The organism is Bacillus sp. SYZHCR11, from assembly GCF_057196865.1.
This window is the reverse complement of record NZ_JBXUND010000002.1, coordinates 814,932-829,421: the sequence shown is the minus strand read 5'-3', so window position 1 is coordinate 829,421 and position 14,490 is coordinate 814,932. Positions and strand designations below refer to the sequence as shown.

Below are 14,490 nucleotides of genomic sequence, written 5' to 3'. Positions count from 1 at the left end.
AAACGATATGATGAAAGCATAAGCAGAAAAGGATACAAAGGAGATGCAGGATGTACAAGTTAATCGCAATAGATATGGACGGAACACTATTAAACGATCATCATGAAGTGACGGCTGAAGTCCGCGGGGCGCTTGATGCCGCCAAAGCGGAAGGGGTCAATATCGTCCTGTGCACGGGCCGGCCGATCGGCGGCGTGCGTCGGTATTTGGAAGAGCTGAACTTACAGGAAGAAGGAGACTTTGTGATTGCCTATAACGGCGCACTCGTCCAAAATACGTATACAAACGGTGTCGTGGCCGAGCAGTCATTAGGCTTTGAAGATTTGGAGTCGCTTTACGAGCTGAGCTTACAGCTGGATACTCCGATGCATTACTTTGACACAGCCAATCTGTACACGCCGAACCGGGATATCAGTGAATACACGGTATACGAATCATACATTACGAAAGTGCCGCTTCATTTCCGCACGATCGATGAAGTGCCGAAGGATATTCTGATTCCGAAAGTCATGTTCATTGACGATCCGGACAAGCTGGAGAAAGCGATCGCTTCTATTCCGGAATCATTCAGGGAAACATACACAATGGTCAAAAGCGCGCCATTCTTCCATGAGATTCTTCACCCGAAAGTCAGTAAAGGAAACGCGGTCAAGCTGCTGGCCGAAAAACTCGGCATTGAACAGAAAGACGTCATGGCAATCGGCGATAACGGCAACGACATGTCCATGATTCAGTGGGCCGGCTGCGGTGTGGCAATGGCCAATGCCATCCCGGAAGTAAGGGAGATTGCTGATTATGAAACGAAATCAAATAACGAACACGGCGTGGCGCATGCGATTCAGGAGCTTGTGCTGAAAAAATAGGCACCCCATCAGAGGGTGCTTTTTTACCGCGTGTTTTGGTGATATGATAAGCGGAGAGGGGAGGCGCGACATGGATCGTGAAAAACAGCAGCTCAGCATAGAAGCGGCAAAACTATATTATCAATCAGATTACAGCCAGCAGCAGATCGCCGAACGGCTTAATCTGTCACGCCCCACCGTTTCAAGGCTGCTTCAGTACGCAAAGGAAAAAGGGTATGTGCAAATTCGCGTCATGGACCCGTTTGAGGATCTGGATGAACTCGGCGCGAAGCTGGAAGAAAAATACGGGCTGCTTGAGGCGCACGTCGTCTTTTCTCCAAGCGACGATTACCAGGCCATTACACATTACTTAAGCCGCTATGGCGCAGACTATATGCATAAAACCGTAAAGGACGGCGATATACTCGGCGTAAGCTGGGGGACGACGATGTACCAGATCGCAAGCCGCATGGAGCCGAAGCAGGTAAAGAGCGTTGAAGTCGTGCAGCTGAAAGGCGGCATCAGTCATTCCAATGTCAATACGTATTCGTCAGAAACGATTCAGCTGTTCGCCGAAGCATTTCAGACCATGCCGAGGTATTTGCCGCTGCCGGTTATATTTGACAGCGCCGATGTGAAACAGATGGTCGAGCGGGACAGACATATTAAGCGGATCATTGAAATGGGCAGACAAGCCAATATCGCCCTGTTTACGGTCGGAACCGTCCGGGATGAGGCGCTGCTTTTCAGACTCGGCTATTTCCGGGAAGAAGAGAAACAATTGCTGAAAGCACGCGGAGTCGGCGATATTTGTTCGCGCTTTTTTGACGAGGAAGGCAGGATTTGCAGCAGCAGCATTAACGGCAGGACGATCGGAGTTGAGCTTAGCGACCTGAAATTGAAAGAGCGTTCGATTCTGGTGGCGGGCGGCAGCAGAAAATGCAAGGCCATTCACGGTGCCCTGAAAGGAAAGTACGCCAACGTTTTGATTACTGATCAGCATACGGCCAAAAAACTCATTCAAGAATTGTGACAATTCATGAACATAATTTCAATTACCAATTTACATATGTTCAAAATTCGGTTATTCTAAACGTATCCTAGGAAAAAGGAAGTGCATACAATGTCAATTGCAAGTCAAATAGACCATACTGCTTTGAAACCGCATACACAAAAAGCGGATATTTTACAACTGATAAAAGAAGCAAAAGAATATAAATTCGCTTCCGTTTGTGTGAACCCGACTTGGGTCAAACTCGCAGCGGAGGAACTGAAAGGCACGGGAGTTGACGTTTGCACCGTTATCGGATTTCCTCTCGGCGCAACGACATCGGAAACAAAAGCATTTGAAACGAAGGATGCCATCTCAAAAGGAGCCACTGAGGTTGACATGGTCATCAATATCGGCGCATTAAAAGACGGCGATGATGGAGCGGTTGAAGCTGATATCCGCGCGGTAGTTGAAGCAGCTGATAAAAAAGCGCTCGTCAAAGTGATCATCGAAACATGCCTTTTGACAGATGAAGAAAAAGAGCGTGCGTGCCGCTTGGCGGTATCCGCAGGCGCTGATTTCGTCAAAACGTCTACCGGTTTTTCTACAGGCGGGGCAACGGCTGAAGATATCGCTCTCATGAGAAAAACAGTCGGACCGGACATCGGGGTCAAAGCATCAGGCGGCATCAGAACAAAAGCTGATGTTGACAGCATGATCGCTGCGGGCGCGAGCCGGATCGGCGCAAGTGCGGGCGTCTCTATCGTGAGCGGCGGAGACAGCGGCAGCAGCGACTATTAATCAGCATTGCGGAAGCCGAAAGCTTCCGCCATCCTCTTTCTTTGTTGATGCATAAAAAATTGTAAGCGAATACAAATAAAAGGAGAACACATATGAAGTATCTCATCGGAATTATCGGAATCATTGTGTTTTTAGGTCTTGCCTGGCTTGCCAGCAACGGCAAAAAAAGAATCAGAATCCGGCCGATCGCCGTCATGCTCGTGCTGCAGCTGATTCTCGGTTATATTCTCCTCAACACCGGTATCGGGAATTTTCTTGTCGGCGGTTTTGCAAAAGGATTTAACTACTTGCTGGAATATGCATCAGAAGGGATTAACTTTGTATTCGGCGGGCTTGTGAATGCGAAACAGACGACGTTCTTCATGAGCGTGCTTCTGCCGATCGTCTTTATATCCGCTTTAATCGGAATTCTGCAGCATTGGAAGGTCCTTCCCTTCATCACGAAGTATATCGGTCTTGCGTTAAGCAAGGTGAACGGAATGGGGAAAATCGAATCTTACAACGCTGTCGCATCCGCGATTTTAGGGCAATCAGAAGTCTTTATCAGTTTGAAAAAACAGCTCGGCTATCTTACTGAACAGCGCTTATACACGCTTTGCGCGTCCGCAATGTCGACGGTCTCAATGTCGATCGTCGGTTCTTACATGATGATGCTGAAGCCTGAATACGTCGTGACGGCGCTTGTGCTGAACTTATTCGGCGGATTTATCATCGCTTCTATCATCAACCCGTACACCGTCAGCAAAGAAGAGGATTTGATCGTCGTTCCTGAAGAAGAAAAGCAATCCTTTTTTGAAGTGCTCGGTGAGTATATAATGGATGGATTCAGAGTCGCCGTCGTCGTAGCGGCGATGCTGATCGGATTTGTCGCACTCATTGCCCTGGTCAACGGCGTTTTTAACGCGGTCTTCGGCATTACATTCCAGGCGCTGCTCGGATATGTATTCGCGCCGTTTGCGTTTTTAACCGGTATTCCGTGGAATGAAGCGGTGAGCGCCGGAAGCATTATGGCGACGAAAATGGTATCGAATGAATTTGTGGCGATGCAGACGCTCTCATCCGGCGATTTCCATTTCAGCGCGCATACACAGGCAGTGGTATCTGTATTCCTTGTCTCATTCGCGAATTTCTCCTCTATTGGAATCATTACCGGTGCGGTGAAAGGGCTGCATGAAAAACAAGGAAACGTCGTCGCGAGGTTCGGGCTGAAGCTGCTGTACGGCGCAACGCTCGTCAGCTTCCTGACAGCGGCGATCGTCGGATTGATTCACTGAACATAAATGAAGGACAGGTGATAGATCATGAGAATGGTAGATCTTATTGTAAAAAAACAAAATGGAAAAGAACTGACAACAGAAGAAATTCAATTTTTCGTAAAAGGATACACGGACGGAAGCATCCCTGATTACCAGGCAAGCGCGCTGGCTATGGCGATTTACTTTCAGGATATGACGGATCAGGAGCGCGCCGATCTGACAATGGCGATGGTCAATTCAGGGGAAACGATTGATCTCTCCGCCATTGAAGGCATTAAGGTCGACAAGCACTCTACGGGCGGGGTCGGCGACACGACAACTCTCGTACTCGCTCCGCTCGTCGCGGCGCTCGGCGTTCCCGTCGCTAAAATGTCCGGCCGCGGCCTTGGGCATACGGGGGGAACCATTGATAAGCTGGAAGCGATCGAAGGCTTCCACGTGGAATTGTCAAAAGATGAATTCATCAAGCTTGTGAACCGCGACAAGGTAGCCGTCATCGGACAAAGCGGCAATTTGACCCCTGCCGATAAAAAGCTGTATGCGCTGCGTGATGTAACGGGTACGGTGAATTCCATCCCGCTGATCGCAAGCTCAATTATGAGTAAAAAAATCGCCGCCGGAGCAGATGCCATCGTGCTTGACGTCAAAACGGGAGCCGGCGCGTTTATGAAAACGGATGAAGACGCCGTGAACCTCGCCAAAGCAATGGTTCGCATCGGAAACAACGTCGGCCGCCAGACGATGGCCGTGATTTCTGACATGTCGCAGCCGCTCGGTTTTGCGATCGGGAATGCTCTGGAAGTGCAAGAAGCCATTGATACGTTAAGAGGGGAAGGGCCTGAAGACTTAAACGAACTCGTCCTCACGCTCGGCAGCCAAATGGTCGTATTGGCGAAAAAAGCTGAGACATTGGAAGAAGCGAGAACGAAGCTTCAGGAAGTCATGAAAAACGGCAAAGCGCTTGAAAAGTTCAAAGAGTTCCTGAGCAATCAGGGAGGAGACGCTTCTGTCGTTGACGATCCGTCCAAACTTCCGCAGGCGGCGTACAAAATTGACGTTCCGGCAAAAGAAGCGGGTGTCGTTTCAGAAATCGTCGCTGACGAAATCGGCGTCGCAGCGATGCTGTTAGGCGCGGGACGTGCGACAAAAGAGGACGAAATCGACCTTGCCGTCGGTATTATGCTCCGCAAAAAAGTCGGTGACAACGTCGAAAAAGGTGAGCCGCTCGTCACCCTTTACGCCAACCGCGAAAACGTTGACGACGTGACCGCCAAAGTCTATGACAACATCCGCATCTCAGAAAAAGCGGAAGCGCCGAAACTGATTCATACGCTGATTACGGAATAAGACAAAAAAGGCACATACCTCATCAGTATGTGCCTTTTTTTTATGGCATGGTTTTATCCAAATGAATGTCACGGACGGATTGTTTCGGCTGTTTCTTTCTCAAAAAACGAATGAGATAGCACAGGATCATACAAGGAATTCCGCAGAAGAGGGCGATTCTTTGATTGGGATCAAATGCAAGGCCTACGCATGAAGCGAAACATAAGATCACAGCGGCGATCGGAACGAGAGGGTATAACGGCGTGCGGAAGGTCAGATCCGCGACGCGTCCGCCGTTTTTCACATAATGTTTTCGAAATAACAGCTGAGACAGGGCGATGCTCATCCACACCACGACGCCGGCAAATCCGGCTATTGCCACGAGCACCACGTAGACCGTGCCCGGGGCGGCGATGCTTGAGATCAAGGATATGCAGGAAACGGCCATGCTGGCGAGCAGAGCATTCAGCGGAATGCCTTTCGGCGTGACTTTTTTGAACCGGGCGCTGATCATGTTTTCATTCGCAAGAGACCACAGCATCCGGGTGGAAGCATACAGTCCGGAGTTGGCGACCGAAAGCAAAGCCGTTAAAATCACGAAGTTCATGATATCTGCGGCGTATGGGATACCGATCTGGGAAAAGACCGCGACAAACGGACTTTCAATCACACCGGCTTCCTTCCAGGAGATCAGTCCGGACAGCACAAAAATGGCGCCGATAAAAAAGATGACCGTTCTCCAGGCGACATTTCGGATCGAACGTGGAATATCTTTTGCCGGATTGGCGGTTTCACCCGCTGTAATTCCGATCAGCTCCGTCCCTGAAAAGGCGAAGCTTACGGAAATCATTGCGATGAAAACCGCAAGAAAGCCGTTCGGAAACAGTCCGCCGTGTGAGGTGAAATTCGACAGCATCGGAGCTTCTCCCGAACCGTGCAATGAAATCAAACCGAACATCGCGGCGCCGCCTAAGATGATAAATAAAAGGATGGTGACGATTTTGACGCTGGAAAACCAAAACTCTGTTTCTGCAAACAATTTAACGGAGAATGCATTGGCGGCAAAAAGGAGAGCCGCGAAAATCGCGCTCCACATCCAGACGCTGCTGTGGGGAAACCAGCGCTGCATGAGGATACCGGAAGCTGTAAACTCCGATCCTACCGTCACCACCCAATTCACCCAATACATGATACCGACCATAAAACCCGTGGACGGCCCGATAAACGTTGTCGCATACGTTTGAAATGAACCGGTCACAGGCATGGCTACTGACAATTCTCCGAGACACTGCATGACAAGATACATCATCAAGCCGCCGATCAGGTAAGCGGCGATTGTCCCGCCCGGCCCGGCCTGGCTCAATGTATACCCTGTGCTCAAAAACAGCCCCGTGCCGATGACCCCTCCCAATGAAATCATAAATAAGTGCCTGCTTTTCATCGTGCGCTTTAGTTGATTGCCGCCTTGATCAACATCCATCGTGATCTCCCCCTTCTTGCGTGGCATGAGAATCTTCCGGCAGCCGAGATCACGCGTGCCGGATTTGACTTTAACGTGACAATTTAAATCCCTTCAATGCATGTAAAATGACGTGTGCGGCTGCCCGGCTTGTCATATCGCGAAAATCAAGTGTCGGATCAACCTCAACGATCTCAATACCCGAGATGTCAGCCTCCTGGGCTAAAAACCGGACCGCCTGAAGCAGTTCCTCGGTATACAGGCCTCCGGGGCCGATCGCAGGACAGCCGGGCGCATGAGCTTGATCCAGCACATCCATATCAACCGAAATAAAAATGGCGTCGGCTCTTTTTTGAACGGCCGGCAAAGTGTCTTGTATCGTTCGGAGAAGCCCTTTCTCCCGGATCATCTCCATTGTATGCACGTCTGCCTGACGCTCTTTTACATATTGTTCATATGCCAAGCTGTTGCTGAACTCCCTGATTCCAAGCTGAATCAGGTTTTGTCCGCTTATGATATTTTCATCTAACAGACGGCGGAATGGCGTGCCGTTTGTCGGCCCTCCGTCTTCTGTGTTGCGAACGTCGTGGTGGGCGTCGAATTGAAAGACGGCCGTTGTTCCTTTCGTTTCCGCAATGGCTTTAATGGTGGAATAACTGATGGAGTTGTCGCCGCCGAGAATGACGGGCACCCAGTCAGGCTGGTCCGTCAGAATGTCATAAATGGTCCGATAAATGTGTTCGTGAGATTTGACGACATCTGTGACGTGAATCTGAATATCGCCGATATCGTACAGATGGTCAATGACATGCTCCCGCAGCTCCGCGGAATATGCGGAAATGCCGCCGAGCGCCCGGCGGATCGCACCGGGGGCAAAGCAGGCGCCGGAATGGCTGATTGACGACTTAGAAAGCGGAACGCCGATCAAAGCCGGCCCTTTGATCGTTTGTCCCGCCCACGCTTCCGTTACATCGCCGATCCTTGTCACATGGCGGTCGTTGAAGAGGGAGCCGGCTTTTTGCAGAAACGGATACTTATCCAAGAGCGGCTCCCTCCCTTGAAACGACCGTCTTTCCGTTCTTGATGACACGGCGGACATGATTGACGCCGTAATGATACGGGATATACATGTAATTCGGCGCTTCCCAAATGACAATGTCAGCCGCCCGTCCGGCTTTGATTTGTCCGGCCTCTTCGCCTTTTCCGATCGCATACGCAGCGTTAACGGTGACAGCGTGCCAGATTTCTTCTACGGTCATTTTTAAATGAAGCGCGGCAATCGACATAATGAGCTGGAGATTTTCCGTCGGTGAGCTGCCCGGGTTGAAGTCAGTCGCCAAACTGACCCGTACGCCCGCATCAATCATCTCCCGGGCTCTCGCATAAGTGTGTTTTCCGAGATAGAAAGTCGTGCCCGGCAGCAGGACGGCGATCGTTCCGGACTCCGCAAGCTTTTCGATGCCTTCGTCAGATGCCCCTACCAAATGATCGGCAGAAACAGCATGCAGCTCTGCCGCCAATTCCGCGCCGCCGAGCGGGTCAATCTCATCAGCATGGATTTTCAGGCCGAAACCAGCTTCAGCCGCCTTTTTCAGGTAGTCCCGTGACTGGCTGACGGTAAAGACGCCTGTTTCTGTGAAAATATCGGCAAATTGCGCAAGGCCTTTTTCTTTTATGTCAGGCAAAAGCTGCAGCATGCGATTCAGAAATTCGTCAGGGCTGTTCCGGTACTCAGGCGGAATGGCGTGTGCTCCCATAAAGGTCGTGACAAGGTCGACCGGCTGGCGCTCACCCAGTTTTTTCGCCGCGGTCAGCTGTTTCAGCTCCGTGTCTTTGTCGAGTCCGTACCCGCTTTTTACTTCCGCGGTCGTGATGCCGTATGACAGCATGCGTCCGAGGTGAAAAAGCCCTTTTTCAATCAGTTCTTCTTCGGAGGCGGCTTTCGTGTCTTTGACCGTTGACAAAATACCGCCGCCTTGCGCCAGAATATCCAAATAAGACATGCCCTGAATTTTTAAATTCAGTTCTTTTTCGCGGGACCCTCCGAATACAAGATGGGTATGGGGATCGACGAGGCCGGGGGTGACGAGCCGTCCCCCGCAGTCAATAATGTCTCTTGCCTCGTATCCTTTCTCCGCTCCTTGATGTCCGGCAAAAACAATGCGCCCGTCGTGAACGCCGATGACGGCATTTTCCGTGACATGAAGATCCTGCATGCTTCCGCCGGATCGGGGGCCGCCGGATTCCATCGTCAGCAGCTGGCCGATGTTGGTGAGTATGGTATCTATTTGTTTCGGCATGTTACCGCTCCTTTTTCATCGGTATCATAATGTCTTGTTCCTCGGCGACTTGAACCGCTTTTTCATAACCTGCGTCCGCATGGCGGATGATGCCCATACCCGGATCGCTTGTCAGAACGCGGGAAAGCCGTTGTTCCGCAAGGATGCTGCCGTCAGCGACCGCGACCATTCCCGCGTGAAGGGAATACCCCATGCCGACGCCCCCGCCGTGGTGAAAAGAAACCCAGCTTGCACCTGATGCCGTGTTGATCAGCGCGTTCAGCACCGCCCAATCGCCGACCGCGTCGCTTCCGTCTTTCATCGCTTCTGTTTCCCGATTCGGAGAGGCGACAGATCCGCAGTCTAAATGGTCTCTTCCGATGACGATCGGGGCTTTCAGCTCGCCGTTTCTGACCAATTCATTGATGGCGAGCCCCATCTTTTCCCGTTCACCGTAGCCGAGCCAGCAAATACGGGACGGCAGGCCTTGGAACGTGACTTTTTTCTGCGCCATGTCAATCCAGCGGTGGAGGGCTTGATTTTCTGGAAACAGCTCTTTTAATAAAGCGTCCGTGCGGTATATATCTTCAGGGTCACCGGACAGCGCAGCCCAGCGGAACGGCCCTTTTCCTTCACAAAATAAAGGCCGGATGTAGGCCGGAACGAATCCCGGAAAATCAAAAGCATCGGCGAGCCCCTCATCTTTGGCAGCCTGGCGGATATTGTTGCCGTAATCAAAGACGACGGCACCTTTTTTCTTGAAGGCGAGCATGGCTTCCACATGCTTTTTCATACTCTGCTTGGAAAGCCTTACGTATAAATCAGGCTGATCCCGGCGCAGGCGGTCGGCCTCCTCAAGTGAGTATCCTGCCGGAATATAGCCGATCAGCGGGTCGTGAGCGGAAGTCTGATCGGTCACGATGTCAATATGGACGCCGCGGTTCAAAAGCTCATGATGCACCTCTGCCGCATTGCCGAGAAGGCCGATCGATAAAGGTTCTCCGGCTTGTCTGGCTGTTTCGGCCCAGCGCAGCGCTTCGTCAATTGATGCGGTTTTCCGGTCGCAATAGTTTGTTTCTATCCGTTTATCAATCCGTGTTTCATCCGCTTCAACGGCGATGACGACGCCATCATTCATCGTGACGGACAGCGGCTGGGCGCCTCCCATTCCGCCAAGTCCGGCCGTCAGCGTAAGGGTTCCTTTCAGACTGCCGCCGAAATGCTGTCTCGCAAGCTCCGCAAAGGTTTCATAGGTGCCTTGCAAAATACCTTGTGAACCGATATAAATCCAGCTGCCGGCGGTCATTTGCCCGTACATCATCAGTCCTTTTTTCTCAAGGTCATGGAAATGCTCCCAATCCGCCCATTTCGGCACGAGGACCGAATTAGCCAGCAGGACGCGGGGCGCGCGGCTGTGCGTGCGGAACAGTCCGACCGGTTTTCCGGATTGAATCAGCAGTGTTTCATCATCTTTTAATGTTTTGAGGGAGCGCTCAATCGCGTGAAAAGCATCCCAGTTTCGCGCGGCCTTGCCTATGCCGCCGTATACGATCAGATCCTCCGGCTTTTCGGCAACCTCCGGGTCAAGGTTGTTTCGGAGCATGCGGAGCACGGCTTCCTGCTCCCATCCTAAGCATTCAAGTTCGGTGCCGCGGCCGGCGCGGATTGATTTCTTTACATCAGTCATCTTGTAAGTCCCCCTTCATTGGTCATCAGTTTTTGGTGATGCTCATTCGGCAGAAAAGACTCCTTTTTCAGCCAGTCACTCAGATGTTCGATGTCATAAGAAAACACGCGGTCTTCTTGTATGGACGGCACGATGTTTCTCATTTCGAGATAGAGCTGTTTTGTGTACGAGGCGCAATGTTCCGCACCCCGGTATTCCACGGCCTGCAGCGCGCAAATGGCTTCAACGGCAAGCACCCGTCTCGTATTCGCGATGATCTGGTAGGCGTGCCTTGAGGCGATGGTTCCCATGCTGACGTGATCCTCCTGGTTTGCCGATGAAGGAATGGAATCGACACTGGCGGGATGGGCCAGGGTTTTATTTTCTGACACGAGGGAGGCCGCCGCATATTGCATGATCATCGCTCCGGATTGTAAGCCGGGCTGAGGGCTCAGAAAGGGCGGCAGGTCATTCAGCTGCGGATTCACAAGCCGTTCAATACGGCGTTCAGAAATATTCGCAAGCTCGGCCGCCGCCACTTTGAGAAAATCCATGGCAAAGGCGATCGGCTGTCCGTGAAAGTTTCCGCCTGAGATGATTTTGGCGCCGTCTTCGAAAATGAGCGGGTTATCTGTCGCGGCATTCATCTCAATTTCTAATTTTTCTTTTACATACGCTAATGTCTGCCATGATGCGCCGTGGACCTGAGGGATACAGCGGATCGAATAGGCGTCCTGGACACGCAGCTCCCCTTGGACGGTCGTCAGCTTGCTGTCTGACAAGTAATAGCGGATTCGCTCTGCGACATCCATCTGTTCCTGATATCCGCGGGCGGCATGAATGTCCTCGTCGAACGCATCGATAATGCCCTGAAGGCCTTCGATCGTTAAGCTTGCGATCCGTTCCGACTGATAGGCCAGCTTTTCGGCCTCGAGGTAAGCGATCAGTCCCATCGCGGTCATGGCCTGCGTTCCGTTGATCAGCGCGAGCCCTTCCTTAGAGGTCAGGACGGCCGGCTGAAGGTTTGTCTTTTCCAAAGCATGAGCTGCCGGCATCCGGGCCCCTTCGTAAAAGACTTCGCCTTGCCCGATAAGCGCCAGTGCGAGATGAGAAAGCGGCGCCAAATCTCCGCTCGCCCCCAGTGACCCTTGCTGCGGGATGACCGGGTGAATGCGATGATTGAGAAACGCGAGCAGTTGATCAATCAGCTTAGTCCGTACGCCGGAAAAGCCTTTCAGCAGGGCATTGGCGCGCAAAAGCAGCATGGCCCGCGATACAGATTCCGGAAACGGATCACCGACGCCGCACGCGTGAGAAAGAATCAGATTCAGCTGCAGATCCGCGGCGTCTTCTTTTTGAATCAGCACATCGCTGAACTTGCCGAACCCCGTCGTAATCCCGTAAATGGTCTTCTCTTCTTGAACGATCCGTTCAACCGCCGCCCTGCTTTTTTTTACACGTTCCATGCTTTCGGCAGATGCTTGAACCTCTTCAAAATCAAACAGCACACGCTGGGCATCTGCGGTTGTCAGTGAGGAACCGTCTAACGTTACCATCATTTCAACCCCTTTTTCTTTACTTTGGTAAAGCGCCCATACAAAAAGGAGCTATGCCATGAAAATGATATTTCACGCATAGCCCCCTATCATCTGAAATCTATGGGCTGATTCATATGTGATTAATTCCGACTCCGAATGTTTCGTGCTCAAGCCCCTTAATCGGAGCTCCGATCGTGCCGTAAAGGGAAACGGCGATCCAATCGCCTTCCGCCTCGCTTTCATACGGATTTCCCCGCAAGACGGCAAACTTCAGGCCCACGGTACGAAGCAGCGAGCCAAGCAGCATTTCGCCCCGCGTCACTCCGTGCAAAGCTTCCATTGTGGCATGATACAGCGCATGTGATTCGCGATAACCCTCAGATTGAATGACGCCGCTCTTTTTGGAAGCGGTTTCAATTGCAGCTACCACCTTATGCGCATCCATTGAACCCACCCTGCCAAGACAGACTTTCCAGCCGTCCCGTTCCAGCCGGCTGATCTGCTGGTTTTCTTCAGTCTCATGAAGCAGAAGAAGGACGGACAATCGCCCGATGCGGCGGTCTTTGTGTAAGGTCATATATGCTTCACTCAATTCTTAAATATTCTGATAACTAGTAACTGTTTTTTATATTAAGTGTTTGCGAATCAGAAGTCAAAACTTTTTTTCCAGTCTTTCACAAATCAGATTGCTATTGTATTAAAGCGGTACATCGGGAAGCCGGCGCTGTTGATCACATATTTCCGCCATCCGCGTCATAAAATGGAGCGTTGTCTTGAAAGCGTTTTAAGAAAAGAAGAGAGCGAGGAGATTTCAGAAAATGAAAACCAGTTTCTTTCGTGTGTGCCTGGTCTCAGCAGCGATTATCGGGTTCACTCTGCCGCAGGCAAAAGCCCAGCATCCCGTTTTTTCAGAGGTCAGCGTGCATGATCCGTCCGTCATCAAAACAGGCGATACATACTATGTATTCGGCTCGCATTTGGCTTCCGCCAAGTCGAAAAACCTGATGCAGTGGCAGCAACTGTCTTCAAGCGTCAATCCCAATAATCCCCTGATCCCGAACGTCTACTCCGAATTAAAAGAGACATTCGACTGGGCCCAGTCTGATACGCTGTGGGCGCCGGATGTGGCTCAGCTGGCTGACGGGAAATATTACATGTACTATAACGCCTGTAAAGGAGACTCGCCGCGATCCGCTCTCGGTGTCGCCGTGAGTGACAAAATCGAAGGACCCTACAAAAACAAAGGCATCTTTTTGAAATCAGGCATGGAAGGAAAAAGCGAAGACGGCACGACGTATCATGCAAACGTTCACCCGAACGTCGTAGATCCGCAAACGTTTTTTGACCATAAAGGCAAGCTCTGGATGGTGTACGGCTCTTACTCCGGGGGGATTTTTATACTGGAAATGAATCCGAAAACCGGTTTCCCGCTCCCGAACCAAGGCTACGGAAAAAAACTGCTCGGCGGAAATCACAGCAGAATCGAAGGCCCGTACATCAGCTACAATCCGGAAACGAAATATTACTATCTGTATCTGTCATTCGGCGGACTTGACACAGCCGGCGGCTACAATATGCGTGTGGCGCGCTCTAAAAATCCGGACGGTCCGTACTATGACGCCGCAGGCCATAACATGCTTGACGCCAAAGGAAAAGACGGCAGTTTCTTCGATGACAAAGCAATTGAACCGTACGGGGTCAAACTCATGGGCGGCTACAGCTTCGCCTCACAATCTGAAAAAGGCACGGGCTACGTTTCACCGGGACACAACTCCGTGTTTTACGACGGGAAAACGAAACGATCATACCTCATTTTCCACACCCGTTTCCCGAACAGAGGCGAAGAGCACGAAGTCAGAGTGCATCGGCTGTACATGAACAAAGACGGATGGCCCGTTGCAGCGCCGTACCGCTACGCAGGAGAACCGGATACACACATATCGGCAGCCGCCGCATCCGGAGCCTACAAACTCATCCAGCACGGAAAAGACATTACAGCTACGATCAAAACCCCAAAAACCATCCGGCTTAACAACGACGGCACCATTTCCGGGGAAATGACCGGAACCTGGACAATAACCGACAGCAGCAAAGCCCGAATCAACCTGAACGGCACACATTATGACGGTGTCTTCCTGAAAGAATGGGACTCAGCGAGAGAGAAAGAAGTTGTAACGTTTAGTGTGCTGAGTGTTGATGGGGAGGCTGTTTGGGGAGTGAAGTAACTTTGTAATGCATTTACAAGTACTAGACTAGTTTTATCCAAAAGAGATATAATAAGTATGTATATGCAATTAACGCAAATCTAATTCTTAAACTTTAGTCCTTGAAT

Annotated in this window: 12 protein-coding genes; 6 read left to right on the top strand and 6 right to left on the bottom strand. The window is 51.1% G+C overall.

Going from position 1 to position 14,490, the window contains the following annotated elements; genetic code table 11:
* Positions 1 to 50: 50 nt before the first annotated feature.
* The 5 genes from yidA to AC2CGA_RS10890 all read left to right on the top strand — a co-directional run bounded on the left by yidA (position 51) and on the right by AC2CGA_RS10890 (position 5,237).
* Positions 51 to 863 (top strand): sugar-phosphatase, encoded by an 813-nt coding sequence (gene yidA, locus AC2CGA_RS10910; RefSeq protein ID WP_004393274.1) that lies wholly within the window; start codon positions 51 to 53, stop codon positions 861 to 863.
* Between the two features lie 70 nt (positions 864 to 933).
* On the top strand, positions 934 to 1,875 hold the full coding sequence (gene deoR / locus AC2CGA_RS10905; protein ID WP_015387488.1) for a DNA-binding transcriptional repressor DeoR: 942 nt from the start codon (positions 934 to 936) through the stop codon (positions 1,873 to 1,875).
* Positions 1,876 to 1,965: 90 nt separating this feature from the next.
* Entirely contained in the window at positions 1,966 to 2,634 is a 669-nt protein-coding gene (gene deoC, locus AC2CGA_RS10900; RefSeq protein WP_015387489.1) for a deoxyribose-phosphate aldolase, read from the top strand.
* Between the two features lie 92 nt (positions 2,635 to 2,726).
* Positions 2,727 to 3,908, top strand: a complete 1,182-nt coding sequence (locus AC2CGA_RS10895) for a NupC/NupG family nucleoside CNT transporter (RefSeq protein WP_004393280.1) — start codon at positions 2,727 to 2,729, stop codon at positions 3,906 to 3,908.
* A 27-nt stretch (positions 3,909 to 3,935) separates the two neighbouring features.
* Positions 3,936 to 5,237 (top strand): pyrimidine-nucleoside phosphorylase, encoded by a 1,302-nt coding sequence (locus tag AC2CGA_RS10890; RefSeq protein WP_007614811.1) that lies wholly within the window; start codon positions 3,936 to 3,938, stop codon positions 5,235 to 5,237.
* Positions 5,238 to 5,277: 40 nt separating this feature from the next.
* On the opposite strand, the gene AC2CGA_RS10885 is transcribed toward AC2CGA_RS10890, so the two are convergent.
* The 6 genes from AC2CGA_RS10885 to hutP form a co-directional block, all read right to left on the bottom strand.
* On the bottom strand, positions 5,278 to 6,696 hold the full coding sequence (locus tag AC2CGA_RS10885) for an amino acid permease (protein ID WP_004393284.1): 1,419 nt from the start codon (positions 6,694 to 6,696) through the stop codon (positions 5,278 to 5,280).
* Positions 6,697 to 6,766: 70 nt separating this feature from the next.
* A complete protein-coding gene (hutG, locus tag AC2CGA_RS10880) occupies positions 6,767 to 7,717 on the bottom strand; it encodes a formimidoylglutamase (RefSeq protein ID WP_025853680.1) in 951 nt (316 codons plus the stop codon).
* Positions 7,710 to 8,975 carry an imidazolonepropionase gene (gene hutI / locus AC2CGA_RS10875; RefSeq protein WP_484480191.1) on the bottom strand — a complete coding sequence of 422 codons (1,266 nt, stop codon included), beginning with the start codon at positions 8,973 to 8,975 and terminating at the stop codon, positions 7,710 to 7,712. Before hutI ends, hutG begins: the two co-directional genes overlap by 8 nt.
* A gap of 1 nt (position 8,976) precedes the next feature.
* Positions 8,977 to 10,641: a urocanate hydratase gene (gene hutU, locus AC2CGA_RS10870; protein WP_025853678.1), complete on the bottom strand. Its 1,665-nt coding sequence runs from the start codon at positions 10,639 to 10,641 to the stop codon at positions 8,977 to 8,979.
* A complete protein-coding gene (hutH, locus tag AC2CGA_RS10865; RefSeq protein WP_043867567.1) occupies positions 10,638 to 12,176 on the bottom strand; it encodes a histidine ammonia-lyase in 1,539 nt (512 codons plus the stop codon). Before hutH ends, hutU begins: the two co-directional genes overlap by 4 nt.
* 112 nt (positions 12,177 to 12,288) lie before the next feature.
* The gene (gene hutP / locus AC2CGA_RS10860; RefSeq protein WP_004393292.1) at positions 12,289 to 12,735 is read right to left on the bottom strand and encodes a histidine utilization transcription antiterminator HutP; all 447 of its coding nucleotides are present in this window, start codon (positions 12,733 to 12,735) and stop codon (positions 12,289 to 12,291) included.
* A gap of 241 nt (positions 12,736 to 12,976) precedes the next feature.
* Between hutP and abnB the strand changes: the two genes are divergently transcribed.
* On the top strand, positions 12,977 to 14,383 hold the full coding sequence (gene abnB / locus AC2CGA_RS10855) for an arabinan endo-1,5-alpha-L-arabinosidase AbnB (RefSeq protein ID WP_043867566.1): 1,407 nt from the start codon (positions 12,977 to 12,979) through the stop codon (positions 14,381 to 14,383).
* The last annotated feature ends 107 nt before the right edge of the window (positions 14,384 to 14,490 follow it).

Coding starts and splice junctions, on each gene's coding strand:
- AC2CGA_RS10885 (WP_004393284.1), bottom strand. CDS start 6,696: ATGGATGTTGATCAAGGCGGCAATCAACTAAAGCGCACGATGAAAAGC.
- AC2CGA_RS10895 (WP_004393280.1), top strand. CDS start 2,727: ATGAAGTATCTCATCGGAATTATCGGAATCATTGTGTTTTTAGGTCTT.
- hutH (WP_043867567.1), bottom strand. CDS start 12,176: ATGGTAACGTTAGACGGTTCCTCACTGACAACCGCAGATGCCCAGCGT.
- deoC (WP_015387489.1), top strand. CDS start 1,966: ATGTCAATTGCAAGTCAAATAGACCATACTGCTTTGAAACCGCATACA.
- yidA (WP_004393274.1), top strand. CDS start 51: ATGTACAAGTTAATCGCAATAGATATGGACGGAACACTATTAAACGAT.
- hutP (WP_004393292.1), bottom strand. CDS start 12,735: ATGACCTTACACAAAGACCGCCGCATCGGGCGATTGTCCGTCCTTCTT.
- abnB (WP_043867566.1), top strand. CDS start 12,977: ATGAAAACCAGTTTCTTTCGTGTGTGCCTGGTCTCAGCAGCGATTATC.
- deoR (WP_015387488.1), top strand. CDS start 934: ATGGATCGTGAAAAACAGCAGCTCAGCATAGAAGCGGCAAAACTATAT.
- hutU (WP_025853678.1), bottom strand. CDS start 10,641: ATGACTGATGTAAAGAAATCAATCCGCGCCGGCCGCGGCACCGAACTT.
- hutI (WP_484480191.1), bottom strand. CDS start 8,975: ATGCCGAAACAAATAGATACCATACTCACCAACATCGGCCAGCTGCTG.
- AC2CGA_RS10890 (WP_007614811.1), top strand. CDS start 3,936: ATGAGAATGGTAGATCTTATTGTAAAAAAACAAAATGGAAAAGAACTG.